Consider the following 17,878-nt stretch of genomic DNA (forward strand, 5'->3'; position numbering starts at 1 on the left):
TGAGGAGTGTGGATCGGCGCGTCGCGTACGCCCCGGAGCCAATGAGAAACCGCCTTCGTGGAATACCGTCCGGCTGGAGCCACGTTGCGCAACGTGCCGTGAGGCATCCGGCGCGTCGGTCCACCTTCTTCCTCCCCTGATCTCGCGGCCGTTCCGGCCGAGCAGGGTGAAGCCCTCCCACTCCACGCCAGTACAGTTGCCGATCGTCACAATCGTCAGCGGAACCGGGAGTGGGCATGAGTCGCTGGGCCGAGATCGTCGTCACCAGGAGCCGATGGGTACTGGCGATCGTGCTGCTCGTCGTGCTCTTCGCCGGCGCCTGGGGCGTCGGGATCTTCGGCAAGCTGACCGGCACGGGCTACTACGACCCGAACAGCGAGGCCGTCGAGGTCGAGCAGATCATCTACGAGAACTTCGGGTCGCAGGCCGCGGACATCATCGCGCTCTACACCGCACCCGAGGGACGCACGGTCGACGGCATCCGTCCCGACATCGAAAGAACCCTCGCCGAGTTCCAGGACGCCGTCCCCGCCGAGTCGATCCAGACCTACTGGACCGCTCCGCCGCCGATGAACCAGCTGCTGCTGTCGACCGACCAACGCAGCGTGGCTGCCTCGATCACGCTCGGCGCGAACTCCGGGCTCACCGCCGCGAGCTTCCCCGAAGCCCTCGACCTGCTCGAGGTGCCCGGCGTGGAATCGCAGTTCGCCGGCAACACCGTGGTCGCGATCGAGTTCACCGACACCCTGGAGAGCGATCTCGTCCGGTCCGAGCTCATCGCGGTGCCCATCACGCTGGTGCTGCTGGTGTTCATCTTCGGCGGGGTGATCGCCGCCGCGGTCCCGGTCTTCGTGGGTGTGCTCGCGATCTTCTCGTCCCTCGCCACCCTGCGTCTGCTGTCGAATTTCACCGAGGTGTCGTCGTACGCGCTGAACATCACGTCGCTGATCGGTCTGGGCCTGGCGATCGACTACGGCCTGTTCATCGTCAGCCGCTACCGCGAGGAACTCGCGGCCGGTTCGGACGTCACCTCGGCGGTCAAGCGGACGATGTCCACCGCCGGTCACACCGTGATGTTCTCCGCTGCCCTGCTGATCTGCGCGTTCGCGGGCATGCTCGTCTTCCCGCAGACGGTGCTGCGGTCGCTCGGCCTCGGTGCCATGGCCGCCGTCCTCGGTGCCGCCGTCCTGTCGCTGACCGCGGTTCCCGCGCTGCTGACGATGCTCGGCCACCGCATCAACGCGTGGACCTGGGACCGTGAGACCTCCACCCGCGCCGAAGCGCGGGCGCGTCGTTTCTGGGGCGGGGTCGTCCGCAAGGTCGTGCGCCGTCCCGCCCTGATCGCGGTGGTGATCACCGGCGGTCTCCTCGTACTCGCGTCGCCTGTGTTCGAAGCACGGTTCGGGGAGATCGAATACACCGCGCTGCCCGAGGACAGCCAGGCCCGCGCGGCCACCCAGACCCTGCTCGACGAGTTCCCGAGCACCGGCAACGGCGCCACACTCGTCCTGCGCGGCGAGAACGGGCAGGCCCCGGACAGCACTGCCGTGCGCACGGTGTCCACCGAGGTCGCCAAGGTCGACGGCATCTCGCAGACCGTCATCGTCGGGCAGGAGTCCGACGTGGTGGTCCTGCAGGGCCTCTACGCGCAGGGCGTGGACGGCACCGCACGGGCGAGCGAGATCACCGGCGAACTGCGCGCCCTGGACGTGCCGGACGGCACCGATCTGCTCGTCGGCGGTGGCCGGGCCCTCGTCGACGACGCCAACCAGGCCGTCTCGGATTCGCTCCCCTGGATGATCACGATCATGGTGCTCTCGACCCTGGTGCTGCTGTTCCTGGCATTCGGGTCGGTGGCACTACCGATCAAGGCCGTGCTCATGGCGGCACTGAGCCTCGCCGCGACCTTCGGTGTGCTGACCTGGGTGTTCCAGCTGGGCCACGGTGCTTCGTGGCTGCACGTCGTTCCCGCGGCGATGGAGCCGACCTTCGTCGTCCTCATCCTCGCCGTGGTGTTCGGCCTGTCGACCGACTACGAGGTGTTCCTCATGTCGCGCATGATGGAGGCCCGCGCGGCCGGAGCGAGCACGGTCGAGGCCGTCGAATACGGCATCGCCCGCACCGGACGTGTCGTCACCGCCGCCGCACTGCTGCTGATCGTGGTCACCGGGGCCTTCACCATCTCCGGCCTGTCGATCATGCGGTTCCTCGGAGTCGGCATGATCGTCGCGCTCATCATCGACGCGACGATCGTGCGCATGCTGCTCGTGCCGTCGCTGGTCAAGCTCATGGGTGAGGCCAACTGGTGGGCACCGGCGTGGATGAAGCGCGTGCACGCGAAGGTCGGACTGGGGCATTAGACCGCAGAGCGGCCGGGTCATCAGACCGCAGGGCGGCCGGTGTTCGGGGTCGCTACAGCGGCGTGATCGTCGTCGCGACGACGGGACGCGCCGGCTTGGCCGCGGCACCGCAGCTCGCCGGCCGGGCCGGTAGTTCCGAGGTCTCCACCCGGACCCGCCATGCCCGGCCGTCGTGATGGCGCACGATCGGCTCGTCCCCGTCCTCGACCGTCACGGCGTCGATCGCGAACTCGTCGATCGCCTCGCGCACCGCGATCTCGGCGGCCTGCCCGGCCGCACCCCAGGTGCTGCGACCCCGCAGACCGGCCGCGTGGACCTGTCCCTTCCCGGCGTCGCGGACCGCGGCGAGACTGTCGTCCTCACCGAGCCGCCCGTAGGTGTAGCCGGTGGGCAGCATGATCATCGACGGCGCGAAACGGTGTCCGCCGGTGTGCGAGCACTCCCACACGTCCTGCCCGAACTCGGCGGTCAGAGCGGCCGCGATCGGGCGCCCCAGCACAGCGCAGCACCGGTCCCTCTTGCCGTGAGCGCACACCAGGGCGATCGGGTCCTGCACGGCGGCGCCGATGCCGGGGGCCGGACCTGCGACCACGCGGGGGACGATGTCGAGCAGCTCGGCCGGCTCGGTGATCTCGAGCCGCTCGCACCAGGTGTTCTCCGGTTCCGTGCGGGCCAGCAGGACGGTTCGGGTCTCCCGCACCACGTCGCGGCCGGGTCTCCGGATGAACAGGATCCGCACATCCGCGGCCTTCGCCCGGGCGGACAGTTCGTCCGACAACTCGGCGCCGAGGGCGGTGCCGTCGAGCACGTCGCGGCCCCAACCCGTCGGCACCTCGAGGCACACGTAGCCGGGCGCGGTGGCTGCCGTTCCGGGCAGCGGCTCGTCGAGCGCGGACAGTGCGGAACAGGTGGGGGCGGAGATGGTGGTCACGCGGACATTGTGGCCCGGACACCCTCGCGGCGGCTCGGCACCCCGTGGTGACGGGTCAGCCGCGGCGCAGTCGACGCAGTGCCACACCACTCCACATCCGCAGGAATCCCTGCGACAGGTACGCGAAGCTGCCCAGTGCCAGCACCCACTTGGTGACGCTGACGGTCGAGGCGGCCCGGACCGTCCGGTCGTCGATCCGGGTGCGCTGATCCAGCAGGTACAGGCCGACGATGTTCTCGACGTAGTCCCCCGCCGCGGCGACGACCGGCGCCGCCATCAGGATCCGACGCGTACTCGGCGACAACGGGCGGTGCTCGTCGAGTGATCGTGCGCCGGCCCGCAACGCGATCGCGAAGGTCGCCGGGTGGACCATGTCCCAGTAGTAGTGCTCCCGGTAGCGCTCGATCTCCTCGGGGCCGAGATCGTCGAGGATCTTCCGGTACTTCGCGGCCGAGAAGGTGGTCTGGACGGTGCCCACTGTCGGGGCCGTGGAACCGAGAACCCGACCGATGTTCGCCTGGGACACGAGGAAGATGGCGGCAGCACCGATGAGGACGCGGTCGGCCCGGGTGAGTGTCATGCTCGTGATGCTAGGGGCAGAGAATCCGCGACCCTACGGAAGGGAGACCCGTGCAGATCACCGGAGCAGTCCTGGAGGAGATCGGACGTCAGCGGCGGTACGAGGAGTCCACTCCGCTCAGCGTGGACCTTCTCGAACTCGACCCACCGGGACCGGGTGAGGCGCTGGTCGAGATCGAATGCGCCGGTGTGTGCCACTCCGATCTGTCCGTGGTCGACGGCAACCGGCCTCGCCCGGTGCCCATGCTGCTCGGGCACGAAGCGGCCGGACGCATCGTCGAACTCGGTGACGACACCACCGGATTCTCCGTCGGCGAGCGGGTCGTCATGACCTTCATGCCCCGCTGCGGTGAGTGCGAGGGCTGCGCGAGCAACGGCATCCGCCCCTGCATCCCGGGATCGGCCGCGAACGCTGCGGGAACCCTGCTGTCGGGCGCCCGGCGGCTGCACCGCGACGGGAACGACGTCCACCACCATCTGGGAGCATCGGCCTTCGCGACCCACGCCGTCGTCGACACGCGGTCGCTCGTCGGTGTCGGCGACGACGTCCCCGCCGAGGTCGCCGCGCTGATGGGCTGCGCCGTGCTGACCGGTGGCGGTGCGGTCGTCAATGCCGCTCGTCCTCAGGCCGGGGACACGCTGGTCGTCGTCGGTCTCGGTGGAGTGGGGATGGCCGCGCTGCTCGTGGCGCTGGCCCACGACGACGTCACCGTGATCGCCGTCGACACCTCCCCCGACAAGCGCGACACGGCCCGTTCGCTGGGAGCCCGACACGTCCTCTCACCGGACGAGGCCGTCGAGCAGGGCGTGAAGGCACGGCTGGTCATCGAGGCCGCGGGGAGCGTGCCCGCGCTCGCCACGGCGGTCGCGCTCACCGGACCGGGAGGCACCACGATCACCGTCGGACTGCCCGCCCCCGACGCCCGGCTCGAGATCTCGCCCACCGCTCTCGTCGGCGAGGGCCGCTCACTGGTGGGCAGCTATCTCGGATCCGCCGTCCCGGCCCGGGACATCCCCCGCTTCGTGGACATGTGGCGCGAGGGGCGACTGCCGGTCGAGCGGCTCGTCACCGACCGTCTGCCGCTGGGCCGGATCAACGAGGCGATGGACGCCCTGGCCGACGGAACCGCCCTCCGCCAGATCCTCACCATGGACTGATCACGAGCCCACACATCAGGTTCAGATGTCGTAGTCCACGACGGTGACTCAGATGTCGTAGTCCACGACGACCGGCGCGTGATCGCTGATCCTTCGGTCCGGTGCCGGATCGCGGTCGGTCCCTGCGGAGATCGCGGTCCGGGCCAGTTGCGGCGTGGCGAGGTGGTAGTCGATCCGCCACCCGGAATCGGAGGCGAACGATTCCCCCAGCCACGACCACCACGAGTAGGGACCGTCGACCTCGGGATGATGCCGGCGGACGACGTCGACGAGCGTGCGCGGTGACAGCAGCGAATCGAACCAGGCGCGTTCCTCGGGCAGGAAACCCTCGGCCTGCCCGCGACGCCGCCAGTTGCGCACGTCGTAGCGTGTGTGGGCGACGTTGAAATCACCCATGATCAGGAACTCGCGCCCCTGGGCGCGCGCCGCGAGCCGGCTACGGGTCAGCTGCCGGGCGAAGGCCGACAGGAACCGCATCTTGCGCTGGTAGCGCACCCCGCCGTCCGGTTCGTCGCGCATGCGCCCGGGCTTCTGGAGGTGCGCCGGGAGCCCACCCTTCGGCAGGTACAGCGACGCCACGGTGATCGGTGCGTCGGCGAGATCGACCTCGACGTACCGCCCCTCGTGGGCGAATTCGGACAGTCCGCGTGCCAACGCTCCCCGATCGAACTCGATCCGGTCGACGTGTTCCTCACCGGGAAGTCGCAGCAGTGCGGTGCCGCTCCAGGTGCGCACGGCGGCGGGTTCGTGCAGGGTCAGGATCCCGACGCCGTTGCGGCCGGGAAGGGTGCCCTCGTCGTAGGCGAGGTGGTACTTGCCGAAGACACCCTGCGGGATCGCAGCCGCCGGAGCGCGTACCTCCTGCAGGGCCACCACGTCGGGGTTGCGTTCACGCAGCCAGTCCTCGAATCCGCGGCGCTGTGCGGCGCGGATTCCGTTGATGTTGAAGGTCGCGATGCGCACGATCGTCCAGTCTAGGCAACCGATCGATCCGTGAGGAACGGGACGACGGCCGCTGCGAAATCGCGGGCACGGTCGCGGTGGATGCTGTGCCCGCAGCCGATCTCCTGCACGGAGGCCGAAGGCAGTGCCTCGACTGCCGCCGTCAGCAGTTGCGGGTCGACCATGCTGCCGCGCCGCACTCCGCGCAACAGCAGGGTCGGTGCGGCGAGGGACGGAAGGTGCTGCCACCACACCGGATTCGGCGTGTGGAACTGGGCGACGACCGACGGCGTCATCGAGCGGTCGAAGGCGGTGACCGCGCGAGGGTTGAGCGCCATGCTGGTCGCGGCGTGCCACAACTCCACCGGAGTCGGACGGTGGGCCGGCACCTCCGGAACGGGATCCCCCTCCCGCAGCGGCAGGGGTGTCTCCTCGAGGACCAGTCGCCGGACGAGTCCGGGATTCTGTTGCGCGACCAGCGATCCCACGTGCCCACCGAGCGAGTGCCCGACGAGATCGACGGTCTCGACACCGAGGTGGGCACACAGACCGGCGACGTCGGCGGCGAACTCGCCGAAACGATACGAGGCTGCCCGGCCGCTGCGTCCGTGTCCGCGCAGGTCGACGGTGATCACCCGTCGGCCCGCCTTCACCAGGGCTCCGGCGAACCGGGTCCACGTGCGCCCGTCGCCGCCCATCCCGTGCACCAGCAGGACGGGCACGGAACGGGCGGCGGCAGCGGACGGTGCGAACTCGCGATATGCGAGGGCGACCCCGTTCGGCGCGGCGGTGAGGACCGGAGATCTCATGATGCTCGAGCCTACTCAGTCGTAGACGCCCTCCACCCGCCAGCCGTCGGCACCGAAGAACACCAGCAGGGCCCGTGATTCCTCGAGCAGCACCTGCAGACGGGCGGCGCACCGGGCGACGGCCGGGTCCCACCAGTACTCGTCCACCGGCCACGGACCGGCCCATCCGATCACCGTCCAGCTGCGACTTCCCCATCGCAGCCGAGCAGGTGACCCGCTGAGCAGTCCGCGCTCGGTCACCGAGACCGGATTCCCCACGTCGTCGTCCAGCCGGATCGCGGGAGGTGTGTGCAACACCAGCGCGGGAGCGGGGGGCGGGAGCCGGCCCGGCCACGGTGCGTCCGGGTCGGAGTGCGGGATCGCCTCGTCGCCGACGGGCACGAGGACGATCCGTTCGGCGGGTCCCCGGCCACCACCGAGCACGCCGATCCGGACGGCGTCCCCACCGAGCAGGCCCTGCACCCGGACGAGCGCCCGACGTGCCCGTTCGTCCTCGTCGCCGACACCGCCCCACAACCCGAGTTGCAGCGCACCGGCGGCCACGACCTCGACCGGTTCGAGGCGCAGCAGCACGATTCCCGCCGTGGGCCGGTTGGTGTTGCGGCCGGTGAGCCATCCGTCGAGCTGCCATCGCACACGATCGGCCGTGCCCTCGGGGGTGAGCGGCTCGGCGCAGCGCCAGGTGCGCGCGCGTTCCTCACCGGCCCCGGTGCGGGCCGTCACGAGCAGTCGCGTGCACGCGACTCCCGCTGCGGCGAGCCGGGTGTGGAGCAGTTCGGCCAGTGCGCGACCGGCGAAGGCCGCGGCGTCGACCCGTTCCACCGGCGGGTCGCAGGGCTGTTCGACCGTCAGGTCCGGAGGGATCGGCCGTCCCGACGGGGGACGTTCCGGCAGGCCCCGTGCGCTCCGGTGCGCAGCCACGACGTCCGCGTCGAAGCGTGACGCCACATCGATCGAGGACAACGCGGCGAACGCTCCGATGGTGCGGATACCGAGACGGCGCAACAGATCCACCGTGTCGGCCCGCCGAGGAGCCGCCAGCGCCGGTTCCACCGCGAGATACGAGACGGGCAGCGGCGCCAGGAACTCGGCGCCCCTCCCCGTCGGGACCAGCGCGTTCCGGCGCGCGGCGAGGACCGCGGTGGACAACTCGTCGGCGACACCGACCTGGCATTCCACGCCGGTCGCCGCGACCGCGTCGATCAGGGCCTCCGCGGCGGCCTCCTCCGAGCCGAACCACCGGATCACACCGCGCGCGGCGAGGATCACCAGACCCGGGCGCAGCACCTCCACGCCCGGGGCCACCGCATCGATCGCGGCCACCACCGCCTCGAACGTCCGCGCTTCCAGGTCGGGATCCGAGCGGGCCACATGCAGTTCCGGGCAGCGGGCCTGCGCCTCACGTCGTCTCAGACCGCGCCGGACACCCGCGGACCGCGCCGAGGCCGAGCAGGCGACGACACGATTCGCCGAGACCACCGCCACCGGGACGGTCGCGGGCAACTCCGCGGCGGTGGCGGCGGCGACCGCGGGCCAGTCGGGGCACCAGAGGGCCACGACCCGCGCGGGCGCCCGTCGAGAGGACGAGTCGTTCACCGGACCGCTTTACGGAAACGCCCGTCCTCCAGCCGATTCCGCTCTTCGCTCGCCCACTCGACGGCACTGCGGTCGGCGCACACCTCCACGCGGGTGGCGCGCGGAGGGAACGCACGCCCGTGCGCCCGGACCGACAGGCGAGTCGCGCACAACCGGTCCCGGCCGGGACCGTCCACGCCCCGATAACCGTCGATCCGCGCCTCCAGTCGCACGTGGGCACCTTCCCAGCGACCGTCCGTGACCACGAGGACGGACTGCTTGCTCCGCGCCCGGGCGGCGACCGCACGAGCGCGGGACGGCGGCACCGATGCCCCGCCGAGTCCCAGCACCACCAGGTCGATCCCGTCGAGCAGCACCGCGGCGATCTCCACGGGATCCGGTCCGGGATCGGGGATCACGGCCAGCCGGTGCAGGTGGGCCCCCATCTCCGCGGCGGCGAGCAGACCCAGCCGACGCTGACCGATCACGGCGGCGTACCCGCCCGAGGCCGTCACGGACGCGAGCATCCCGAGGAGAAGGGAGGTGGCCCCCGACACCGAGACGACGCTGCCGCGCACCAATCCGCCCTGGGGCAACAGTTCCGCGAGCGGTGCCGGGACGGGCAGGATGCGGCCGGAGGGGGCCTCGACCCGGCCTCGCGCGACGGACGGGACCTCGCCCCGCGCCGGCACTGCCGCGATACGACGTCGCAACGCTTCGATCCGCTCCGCGCGACCCGCTTCCTCGTCGTCCACCGGAAATTCGGCCACCTCGCCCACTGTCACCCCTGTCATCCGCCTGCCGCCTGACACACACGACCGGCCGACCACGGGGAAGTCGTGGCCCGGCTCGCACTCTATTCGAACATACTTTCGATCTTCATCAAGTAGAACCGACCCGAATCCTTCCCGTCAAGCCGGAAGCACCGCCCCCGACGGTGACTACAGTGCAGCTCACACGTTCTTCGGCCGGGGCGAACACCTCCGATCGACTACTCTCGATCGAGTGGCGGAGCAGGCATGGGCAGGACGGGCCGTAGGGCCGGATCACTTGGTGGCCGGTCGATATCGGCTCGACTCCAAGCTCGGCGGTGGCGGCATGGGTGCCGTCTGGCTCGCCCGCGACAACCGTCTGGGCCGCGACGTCGCCGTCAAACAGGTGATCTCCACCGCAGACCTCGATCCCGACGAGGCCGAGGATCTCCGCCGCCGCGCGCTCCGGGAGGGCCGGGCCGCCGCCCAGCTCGCCCACGAGCACGCCATCTCGATGTACGACATGGCTCTGCACTACGGCGAACCGTGGCTCGTCATGGAGCACTTGCCGTCCCGCAGCCTGGCGCAGGTGATGAACGTCGTCGACACTCTCCCGCCGTACGTGGTGGCGCAGATCGGCGCGAACGTCGCCGACGCCCTGACCGCCGCGCACGCCGCCGGGATCGTCCACCGCGACGTCAAGCCCGGCAACATCCTCATCGCCGAACGCGGCCGCGACGCCGGCATCGTGAAGATCAGCGACTTCGGCATCGCCCGCGCGAAGGGCGACAACGACCCCGACGGCGTGATCATCGGCACCCCCGCCTATTTCGCGCCCGAGGTCGCACGCGGCAACGACCCCACCGAGGCCAGCGACGTCTTCTCGCTCGGCGCCACCCTCTACACCGCGGTGGAGGGGCAACCGCCCTTCGGTTTCGAGACCGACTCGATCGCGTTGCTGCACCGGGTCGCGCGGGCGGAGATCATCATGCCCACGCACACCGGTCCGCTCACCGAACCCCTGCTCGAGATGCTCCAGCCCGATCCGGCGCGACGCCCGACGATGGCGCAGGCGCGCGATCTCCTCGCCCGCGTGGTCCTCGGACCGGGCGGATCGGCGGCGGCCCTGCGCGGCCGTCCCATCCAGAACGAGGACGGCACGATCCCGTCGTGGGCACAGCGTTCCGCGCACTTCACCGAACCCGCACGCCCCCGTGGTTCCTTCGTCGACCGTCCCCTCGGTGCGGCGGCTCAGGCCACCGGTGGTCCGAAGAAGTCGGCGAAGGGTTTCGCCCCCGCGGATCTGCTCGACCGTCTGCTCCCGAAGGGTCCCGTGCCCGACAACCCGCAGGACCGCATCGTCGCCTATGCGCCCCTGGCGATGGCGGCGATGGTCGCGGTGATCCTGGTGGCGCTGCTCGTCGCCGTCATCATCGCGCTGGTCGTCTGAACCGACGTCACGCTCAGTCGATGCGGCGGCGGTGGGCCCACCGGGTCAGCGCGTTGCGGTTCGACTGCTGCGTCTTGCGCAACACGTTCGACGCGTGCGTCTCGACGGTCTTCACCGAGATCACGAGTTCCTCGGCGATCTCGCGGTAGGTGTAGCCGCGAGCGAGCAGGCGCAGCACCTCGAGTTCCCGGGGCGTCAGCGAGTCGAGCTCGGGATCGAGTGGCGGTTCCGGTGCGGCCGACCGGCCGGTGAACGAGTCGAGCACGAAACCGGCCAGACGCGGACTGAACACGGCGTCTCCCCCGGCGACCCGCCGGACGGCGTCGGCCAGATCCGGCCCGGAGATCGTCTTCGTCACGTATCCGCGGGCGCCGGCGCGGATGACGGCGATGACGTCCTCGGCCGCGTCGGACACGCTGAGCGCCAAGCAGACCGGCCCGTCCGGGATCCGCTGGAGGACGGCGACGCCGCCGCCGTCGGGCATGTGGACGTCGAGGAGCACGACATCCGGCTTGGTCGCCTCGATCCCGGCGACGGCCTCGGCGACTCCCCCGGCCTCGCCGACGATCTCCATGTCGGCCTCGCGCCCCAGTTCGGTGCGCACTCCGGAGCGGAAGACGGCGTGGTCGTCCACCAGGAAGACACGATAGGGACGGTTGTTCTCGGTGGCATCGGACGATGTCGCCGGAATCGAAGTCACTGTGTCTGCTCCTCGGGGTGGGGGTCGTTCACCCCCCACTCTAAGGTCGACTCGGTGTCCTGTTCGCGTTCGGTATCCGTCCGGCCGGCGCGCGGCACATGGATGCGCACCTCGGTTCCCTTTCCGGGACTCGACTTCACGACCGTCCGGCCGCCGCGACGTTCGATGCGCGCCCGGATGGACTTGGCCAGACCCTGCCGATCGGCCGGTACTTCGCCGGGATCGAATCCGACGCCGCGATCGCGCACGAACACGCTCACCTGATGCGGTTCCACCTCGGCGAAGAGGTCGACGCTGTCCACCCCGGCGTGCTTGGCGGCGTTGACGAGAGCCTCGCGGGTCGCGCCGAGCACGGCGGTCGCGGCCTCGGGGGTCAGATCGCTGTCGTCGGGCGCGACGTCGCCGACGATGACGGGTTGGACGGACAGACCGTACTGGTCCTCCACCTCACCGGCGATGGTGCGCAGCGTCTCGGCGAGCGAGGTGCTCGGCGTCTCGTCCCCACCGAACAGCCAGCGGCGCAGTTCGCGTTCCTGGCTGCGCGCCAGTCGCACGACCTCCTGCTGGTCGCCGGCCTGCTTCTGGATGAGCGCGAGGGTCTGGAGCACCGAGTCGTGCAGGTGCGACGCGATCTCCTCGCGCTCCTCGTTGCGCACCCGGGCGGCACGCTCGGTCTCGAGGGCACGCCACATCCGGATCCACAGCGGCACCGACAGCAGGGCGGCACCGACCAGCGTGACCACCACGGCGACCAGCGACGAGCGCAGCGCCGCGACGTCGACCTGCGCGATGACCATCACTCCGAGTCCGGTGACGACGAGGGTCAGGCCGCCGAGTACGCGGGCCCATGTGAGGACCGTCGGATGTGCGGGCAGACCGAGTACCGATCGGGGGCCTTCGACGTCGAATTCACGCCATACGAGCGCCGCACCGACGACCACCACGACGATCGGCAGCACCACGCCTGCGGCACCACCACTGAACAGCCACGAAAGACCCACCGCCAGGCCGATACCCATGAAGGCGAGGCCGATGGCGCGGCGCCGTTCGGGGCCGGTGGGGCGATCGGTGTCGGAGCCCGGAGGCACGAACATCCACAGCAGGCCGTAGGCCGCGATCCCGAACCCGCCGAGGGCGGCGAGCACCGTGAACGCGACCCGCACCTTGGTGGCGTCGATACCGAGATGGTCGGCGACACCGCCGGCCACACCGCCCACGATGCGACCGCCCACCCGCCGTTCGAGGCGGGGAACGGTCACGGGTAATCCAGGTACCGGTTGCACACCTCGATACTGGCACGGTGATCGCCGGCCCGGCATCGGGGACGAACCCTGATGTCCGGGTTCCGATCGGCCCCTCGGAAATCAGGGTTGGTCCCTGATGTGCCGCGCGCGGAAGCCCAGCAGGATGGGTGCCATGGACACGAGGAGCTTTCAGGACCAGGTGGCGGACATGTGGCGGACCCGCCCCGTGCGTCTGCCGAAGGAGGGGCACATCGCGGGTGTGTGCTCGGGTATCGGAGCGCGCTACGGCGTCGATCCCGTGCTGATCCGTGTCGTCTTCGTCGCGTCGGCGCTGTTCGGCGGTGGCGGTCTCGTCCTCTATCTGGCCGCCTGGCTGATGTTCCCCCGTCACGGCGACCAGGTCTCTTCGCTCGAATCGCTCGTCGGGCGGGGTGCGAGCTCGGACTCGACCACCAAGGTCATCGTGCTCCTCGTGGCCCTGGCGATCGCGGCGGGTGCCATCGGACCGGTGGGTGCGGGTTCGGGCGGCTCCGGATTCATCGGAACGCTCCTGCTGCTCGGCGGCTGGTGGCTGCTCTATCAGCGGCGTCCCGAACCGCCGGTGCTGCCGGCGCCCGAGGGAACCTCCTTCCCCACCCAGGCGGCCTTTCCTCAGCCTCCGGTGACGAACGCGTACTGCTCCCCGTGGGGCGCACACACCGGGGCATGGCACATGCAGGCGGGTCCGGCGGCCACGACGACACCGAGCGGGGAGGCGACCCCGCCTGCGCAGGCCACCGACGCGACGGAGGTCGTGGACACCACCCCGGCCTCGGGCACCGACACCCCCGCCTCGGGCACCGACGCCACAGCGCCCACCGAGACGACGGAGAGGAAGACGTCCCCGATGCCCGACCTACGCAAGGACACCGACCGCAAGGACACCGACGTTCCGCTCCCGGGTGTCGACGAGCTCTCGCCCCACCGTTCGGCACCGCCGGCATGGGATCCCCTCGGGGTCGCCCCGTTCGCATGGGATCTGCCCGAACCGGCACCGAAGCACGAACCCGCGATCGTCACGAATCGACGTTCGCGTCTGACCACGACGGTCCTCGGCCTGGCCGTGATCGCCGCTGCGGTGACCGGCGCGCTCGGTGCCGCCGCCGACCTGGCCTGGGTGACCCCCGCCCGGGTGGGTGCCGTGGCCCTCGCGGTCGTCGGTCTGGGCCTGCTGATCGGCGCGTTCCTGCACCGCGGTCACGGACTGCTCGTCGTCACCGGTCCCCTGCTCGGATTCGTCGTTCTCGCCTCGATCGCCGGCCCGGTCGACACCTCCAACTGGGGCGACCGGACCTGGGCTCCGACCAGTACCGATCAGCTCGAGTCCGAGTACAGCTTCCAGTTCGGGGCGATGACCCTCGATCTGCGGGGACTCGAACTCACCGAGGACCGCACGGTGCAGGTCGATGGCCGGTTCGGCAGCGTCGAGGTGCTGTTGCCGGAGAACCTGGACGTCCGCGCCGACTGCACGGTCGGCCCCGGTGAGATCAGGGGATGCCCCGCCCCCGGCATCGACGGCGGCGCCGACGGAGTCGACGACGGGCCGGTCCTGGACCTGAACGCGAACATGGAATTCGGATCTCTGGAGGTGCGTCGTGGCTGATCACGAAACCGGAACACACACCGAGGATCGGACCGAGTGCACCCGCAAGGGACCGTCGCTCCTGCTCCTGCTCGCCGCACTGGCAGCGCTGGTCGTGAGCGGATGGGCCATGATCGGGCCGTTCTCGGTCGAGTTCCTCGCCGCCGTCGACCTCGGATGGGTCCTGGTGGGCGCGGCCCTGTTGATCGGAGCGGTGCTGGTCTTCCTCCCCAACCGCCGGAGGTAACCCCCCCATCTACGCGACGTCCCCCGGACCTGATCGGTCCGGGGGACGTTCGTCGTCTCACCGCTCCCGGCGAGTGAGGATCACTCCCACTCGATCGTTCCCGGGGGCTTGCTCGTCACGTCGAGCACCACTCGGTTGACCTCCGCCACCTCGTTGGTGATGCGGGTGGAGATCCGCTCGAGAGTCTCGTAGGGCAGGCGCGTCCAGTCGGCGGTCATCGCGTCCTCGCTGGAGACCGGACGAAGCACGATCGGGTGGCCGTAGGTGCGGCCGTCGCCCTGCACGCCCACGCTGCGGACGTCGGCGAGCAGCACGACCGGGCACTGCCAGATCTGTCCGTCGAGGCCGGCGGAGGTGAGCTCTTCGCGGGCGATGGAGTCGGCACGACGCAGGATCTCGAGGCGTTCGCGGGTGACCTCACCGATGATGCGGATACCGAGGCCGGGGCCGGGGAACGGCTGGCGGCCGACGATCTCCTCGGGCAGGCCGAGCTGACGTCCGACCGCGCGCACCTCGTCCTTGAACAGCAGGCGCAGCGGCTCGACGAGCTCGAACTCGAGGTCCTCGGGGAGTCCACCGACGTTGTGGTGGCTCTTGATGTTCGCGGTGCCGGAGCCGCCGCCGGACTCCACGACGTCCGGGTACAGGGTGCCCTGCACGAGGAACTTCACGGTCTCGCCCTTGTCGGCACCCTCGCCGAGCACCTCGGAGACCGCGCCCTCGAAAGAACGGATGAACTCGCGGCCGATGATCTTACGCTTGGTCTCGGGGTCGGTGACGCCGGCGAGCTCGCGCAGGAAGGTCTCGGACGCGTCGACGGTGACCAGACGGGCACCCGTCGCGGCGACGAAGTCCTTCTCGACCTGCTGCCGTTCGCCCTCGCGCATGAGGCCGTGGTCGACGAACACACAAGTCAGACGGTCGCCGATGGCGCGCTGCACCAGCGCGGCCGCCACGGCGGAGTCAACGCCGCCGGACAGGCCGCAGATGGCACGACCGTCGCCGATCTGCTCGCGGACCTGCTCGACGAGCGCGTCGGCGATGTTCGCTGCGGTCCAGTCGCCCGGGATTCCGGCGATGTCGTGCAGGAACCGGCTCAGCACCTGCTGGCCGTGGGGCGAGTGCAGCACCTCGGGGTGGTACTGGACACCGGCGAGGCGACGGGCGCGGTCCTCGAACGCCGCGACCGGGGCGCCGGCGCTGGTGGCTGTGACCTCGAAGCCCTCGGGAGCCTCGGTGACGCCGTCGCCGTGGCTCATCCAGACGGGCTGCGTCTCGGGCAGGCCGTCGTGCAGCACACCGCCGGAGACCGACAGCTCGGTGCGGCCGTACTCGCGCGAGCCGGTGTGCGCGACCGTGCCGCCGAGCGCCTGCGCCATCGCCTGGAAGCCGTAGCAGATGCCGAAGACGGGGACGTCGAGATCGAACAGCGTGGGATCGAGACGCGGTGCGCCCTCCTCGTACACGCTGGCGGGGCCACCGGACAGCACCACCGCGCGCGGGTTCTTCGCCGCGATCTCCTCGACACCGGCCGTGTGGGGCACGACCTCCGAGTAGACGTTGGCCTCACGAACGCGCCGAGCGATCAGCTGCGCGTACTGAGCTCCGAAATCGACGACGACGACCGGTCTGGACTGCTGGCTTTGCGACGACACCCGAACAGTCTAAGCGGCCGCGCCGGGTGTTCCCGACGCGGCCGCTCATCCGATCACTTCCGGGTCGCTACGCGACGCCGCTGTGTTTGACCTCGACGACCGGCAGTCGCAACGCACCGGGTGCGTCGACGGGCACCACGGGGTTCTTCGGTTCGATCGGCGCGATACGACGGTAGGGCTGTCCCTGCTCGGGACGCTGGTCGTCCTCACCCTTGTTGGGCCACAACGATGCAGCGCGTTCGGCCTGCGCCGCGATGGTGAGCGAGGGATTCACGCCGAGGTTCGCGGAGACCGCGGCGCCGTCGACGACGCTCAGCGTCGGGTAGCCGTGGACGCGGTGGTACGGATCGATGACCCCGTGGTCGCGATCGGATCCGATCACGGCGCCGCCGAGGAAGTGTGCGGTGAGCGGAATGTTGAAGATCTCACCCCACGTGCCGCCCGCGACACCGTCGATCTTCTCGGCGATGCGGCGTGTGGCCTCGTTGCCGGCCGGGATCCAGGTGGGATTCGGCTGCCCGTGTCCCTGTTTGCTGGTGACCTTGCGGCGGCCGAACAGACCCTTGGTCGTGTAGGTGGTGATGGAGTTGTCGAGGTTCTGCATCACCAGCGCGATGATGGTGCGCTCGCTCCACCGATGCACCGAGAGCATCCGCAGCATCTTCACGGGGTTCCGTACGACCTGCCCGAGGAACTTCACCCAGCGCGGGGTGCGTCCGTCGCCGTCGGTCATGAGGGTCTGCAGCAGGCCCATCGCGTTCGATCCCTTGCCGTACCGCACGGGTTCGATGTGCGTGTCGGGGGTGGGGTGGAACGACGAGGTGATCGCGACACCCTCGGTGAGCTTCAGATCGGGGTCGATCCTCATCTTCCCGGCACCGACGATCGATTCGGAGTTGGTGCGGGTCAGTTCGCCGACCTTGTCGGACAGTTCGGGCAGCGCACCGGTGTCCTTGAGGTGGTGCAGCAGGTGCTGCGTGCCCCACGTTCCGGCAGCGAGGACGACGTGCGCGGCCGTGTAGGTGCGCCGCCGCTTGCGGACCCACGCGCCGGTGCGTTCGGTGATCACGTCCCAGGTGCCGTCGGCGGCCTGACGCAGATCGGTGACGGTGGTCAGCGGGACGATCTCGGCTCCCGCTCGCTCGGCGAGACCCAGATAGTTCTTCACGAGGGTGTTCTTGGCGCCGTGGCGGCATCCCGTCATGCACTCGCCGCACTCGATGCAACCGGTGCGGTCGGGGCCCACGCCGCCGAAGTAGGGGTCGGCGACCGTGCGGCCGGGTTCGCCGAAGAACACACCCACGGGCGTCTGGATGAAGGTCTCGCCGACTCCCATGTCGTCGGCCACCGACTTGATCACCTTGTCGGCGTCGGTCATCCGGCCGTACTGCACCACGCCGAGCATCCGCTTCGCCTGGTCGTAGTAGGGGCTCAGTTCGTCCTGCCAGTCGGTGATGTGCGCCCACTGGCGGTCCTCGAAGAACGGCGCCGGAGGCTTGTACAAGGTGTTCGCGTAGTTCAGCGACCCGCCGCCCACGCCGGCACCGGCGAGGATCAGGCAGTCGCGCAGCAGGTGCACTCGCTGGATGCCGAAGCAACCGAACTTCGGCGCCCAGAGGAAGCGGCGCAGGTCCCAGCTGGTCTTCGCGAAGTCGGCGTCGGCGTAGCGGCGGCCGGCCTCGAGAACGCCGACCTTGTAGCCCTTCTCCACGAGGCGCAACGCCGTGACGCTCCCACCGAAACCCGATCCGACGATCAGGACGTCGTAGTCCGTGACCCGTTGCTTACCCATGGAACCTCCAGCGACGAGAGTTGTTACCGGCCAGTATGCACCTCGGCGGTGTGACTACAGGCA

15 protein-coding genes are annotated in these 17,878 nt (G+C 70.1%); 5 read left to right on the forward strand and 10 right to left on the reverse strand.

The window, feature by feature from the left end; all coding sequences use genetic code 11:
* The first annotated feature begins 236 nt into the window (after positions 1 to 236).
* Positions 237 to 2,360, forward strand: a complete 2,124-nt coding sequence (locus C6Y44_RS17745) for an MMPL family transporter (protein WP_159417840.1) — start codon at positions 237 to 239, stop codon at positions 2,358 to 2,360.
* Between the two features lie 52 nt (positions 2,361 to 2,412).
* On the opposite strand, the gene C6Y44_RS17750 is transcribed toward C6Y44_RS17745, so the two are convergent.
* Positions 2,413 to 3,291, reverse strand: a complete 879-nt coding sequence (locus C6Y44_RS17750) for a sucrase ferredoxin (RefSeq protein ID WP_159417839.1) — start codon at positions 3,289 to 3,291, stop codon at positions 2,413 to 2,415.
* A gap of 55 nt (positions 3,292 to 3,346) precedes the next feature.
* Positions 3,347 to 3,871: a hypothetical protein gene (locus C6Y44_RS17755; RefSeq protein WP_159417838.1), complete on the reverse strand. Its 525-nt coding sequence runs from the start codon at positions 3,869 to 3,871 to the stop codon at positions 3,347 to 3,349.
* Between the two features lie 50 nt (positions 3,872 to 3,921).
* On the opposite strand from C6Y44_RS17755, the gene C6Y44_RS17760 reads away from it, so the two are divergent.
* On the forward strand, positions 3,922 to 5,028 hold the full coding sequence (locus C6Y44_RS17760; RefSeq protein WP_120279929.1) for an alcohol dehydrogenase catalytic domain-containing protein: 1,107 nt from the start codon (positions 3,922 to 3,924) through the stop codon (positions 5,026 to 5,028).
* A gap of 48 nt (positions 5,029 to 5,076) precedes the next feature.
* Here the strand turns inward: C6Y44_RS17760 and C6Y44_RS17765 are convergent, their stop codons facing one another.
* The 4 genes from C6Y44_RS17765 to C6Y44_RS17780 are packed head-to-tail and all read right to left on the reverse strand — an operon-like array spanning position 5,077 to position 9,133.
* Positions 5,077 to 5,991, reverse strand: a complete 915-nt coding sequence (locus C6Y44_RS17765) for an exodeoxyribonuclease III (RefSeq protein ID WP_159417837.1) — start codon at positions 5,989 to 5,991, stop codon at positions 5,077 to 5,079.
* 11 nt (positions 5,992 to 6,002) lie between these two features.
* On the reverse strand, positions 6,003 to 6,779 hold the full coding sequence (locus tag C6Y44_RS17770; RefSeq protein ID WP_159417836.1) for an alpha/beta fold hydrolase: 777 nt from the start codon (positions 6,777 to 6,779) through the stop codon (positions 6,003 to 6,005).
* Positions 6,780 to 6,794: 15 nt separating this feature from the next.
* Positions 6,795 to 8,375, reverse strand: coding sequence for a DNA polymerase Y family protein (locus tag C6Y44_RS17775; protein WP_159417835.1), 1,581 nt, complete (start codon positions 8,373 to 8,375; stop codon positions 6,795 to 6,797).
* Positions 8,372 to 9,133, reverse strand: a complete 762-nt coding sequence (locus C6Y44_RS17780) for a hypothetical protein (RefSeq protein ID WP_159419169.1) — start codon at positions 9,131 to 9,133, stop codon at positions 8,372 to 8,374. Before C6Y44_RS17780 ends, C6Y44_RS17775 begins: the two co-directional genes overlap by 4 nt.
* Before the next feature lie 274 nt (positions 9,134 to 9,407).
* Between C6Y44_RS17780 and C6Y44_RS17785 the strand changes: the two genes are divergently transcribed.
* Positions 9,408 to 10,556, forward strand: a complete 1,149-nt coding sequence (locus C6Y44_RS17785; RefSeq protein WP_159417834.1) for a serine/threonine-protein kinase — start codon at positions 9,408 to 9,410, stop codon at positions 10,554 to 10,556.
* Between the two features lie 13 nt (positions 10,557 to 10,569).
* On the opposite strand, the gene C6Y44_RS17790 is transcribed toward C6Y44_RS17785, so the two are convergent.
* Both C6Y44_RS17790 and C6Y44_RS17795 read right to left on the reverse strand, forming a co-directional pair.
* Complete coding sequence (locus C6Y44_RS17790; protein ID WP_120279934.1) at positions 10,570 to 11,256, reverse strand: response regulator; 687 nt, start codon at positions 11,254 to 11,256, stop codon at positions 10,570 to 10,572.
* Positions 11,253 to 12,575 (reverse strand): ATP-binding protein, encoded by a 1,323-nt coding sequence (locus tag C6Y44_RS17795; RefSeq protein WP_225623588.1) that lies wholly within the window; start codon positions 12,573 to 12,575, stop codon positions 11,253 to 11,255. Before C6Y44_RS17795 ends, C6Y44_RS17790 begins: the two co-directional genes overlap by 4 nt.
* Before the next feature lie 97 nt (positions 12,576 to 12,672).
* On the opposite strand from C6Y44_RS17795, the gene C6Y44_RS17800 reads away from it, so the two are divergent.
* Complete coding sequence (locus C6Y44_RS17800; RefSeq protein ID WP_172414903.1) at positions 12,673 to 14,142, forward strand: PspC domain-containing protein; 1,470 nt, start codon at positions 12,673 to 12,675, stop codon at positions 14,140 to 14,142.
* Positions 14,135 to 14,368, forward strand: coding sequence for a hypothetical protein (locus C6Y44_RS17805; protein ID WP_159417832.1), 234 nt, complete (start codon positions 14,135 to 14,137; stop codon positions 14,366 to 14,368). The genes C6Y44_RS17800 and C6Y44_RS17805 overlap by 8 nt, the downstream gene beginning before the upstream one ends.
* 80 nt (positions 14,369 to 14,448) lie before the next feature.
* Here C6Y44_RS17805 and guaA read toward each other — a convergent pair whose 3' ends face one another.
* Both guaA and C6Y44_RS17815 read right to left on the reverse strand, forming a co-directional pair.
* Positions 14,449 to 16,023, reverse strand: a complete 1,575-nt coding sequence (gene guaA / locus C6Y44_RS17810; RefSeq protein WP_024101587.1) for a glutamine-hydrolyzing GMP synthase — start codon at positions 16,021 to 16,023, stop codon at positions 14,449 to 14,451.
* Between the two features lie 67 nt (positions 16,024 to 16,090).
* Positions 16,091 to 17,815 carry a GMC oxidoreductase gene (locus tag C6Y44_RS17815; RefSeq protein ID WP_159417831.1) on the reverse strand — a complete coding sequence of 575 codons (1,725 nt, stop codon included), beginning with the start codon at positions 17,813 to 17,815 and terminating at the stop codon, positions 16,091 to 16,093.
* Positions 17,816 to 17,878 lie beyond the last annotated feature (63 nt).

Origin of the sequence: Rhodococcus rhodochrous (assembly GCF_014854695.1) — a bacterium.
Taxonomy (GTDB): Bacteria; Actinomycetota; Actinomycetes; order Mycobacteriales; family Mycobacteriaceae; genus Rhodococcus.

Excerpts from the sequence above, each read along its gene's own strand:
- C6Y44_RS17745 (WP_159417840.1), top strand. The coding sequence starts at position 237 with ATGAGTCGCTGGGCCGAGATCGTCGTCACCAGGAGCCGATGGGTACTG.
- C6Y44_RS17755 (WP_159417838.1), bottom strand. The coding sequence starts at position 3,871 with ATGACACTCACCCGGGCCGACCGCGTCCTCATCGGTGCTGCCGCCATC.
- C6Y44_RS17770 (WP_159417836.1), bottom strand. The coding sequence starts at position 6,779 with ATGAGATCTCCGGTCCTCACCGCCGCGCCGAACGGGGTCGCCCTCGCA.
- C6Y44_RS17795 (WP_225623588.1), bottom strand. The coding sequence starts at position 12,575 with ATGCCGGGCCGGCGATCACCGTGCCAGTATCGAGGTGTGCAACCGGTA.
- C6Y44_RS17800 (WP_172414903.1), top strand. The coding sequence starts at position 12,673 with ATGGACACGAGGAGCTTTCAGGACCAGGTGGCGGACATGTGGCGGACC.
- C6Y44_RS17815 (WP_159417831.1), bottom strand. The coding sequence starts at position 17,815 with ATGGGTAAGCAACGGGTCACGGACTACGACGTCCTGATCGTCGGATCG.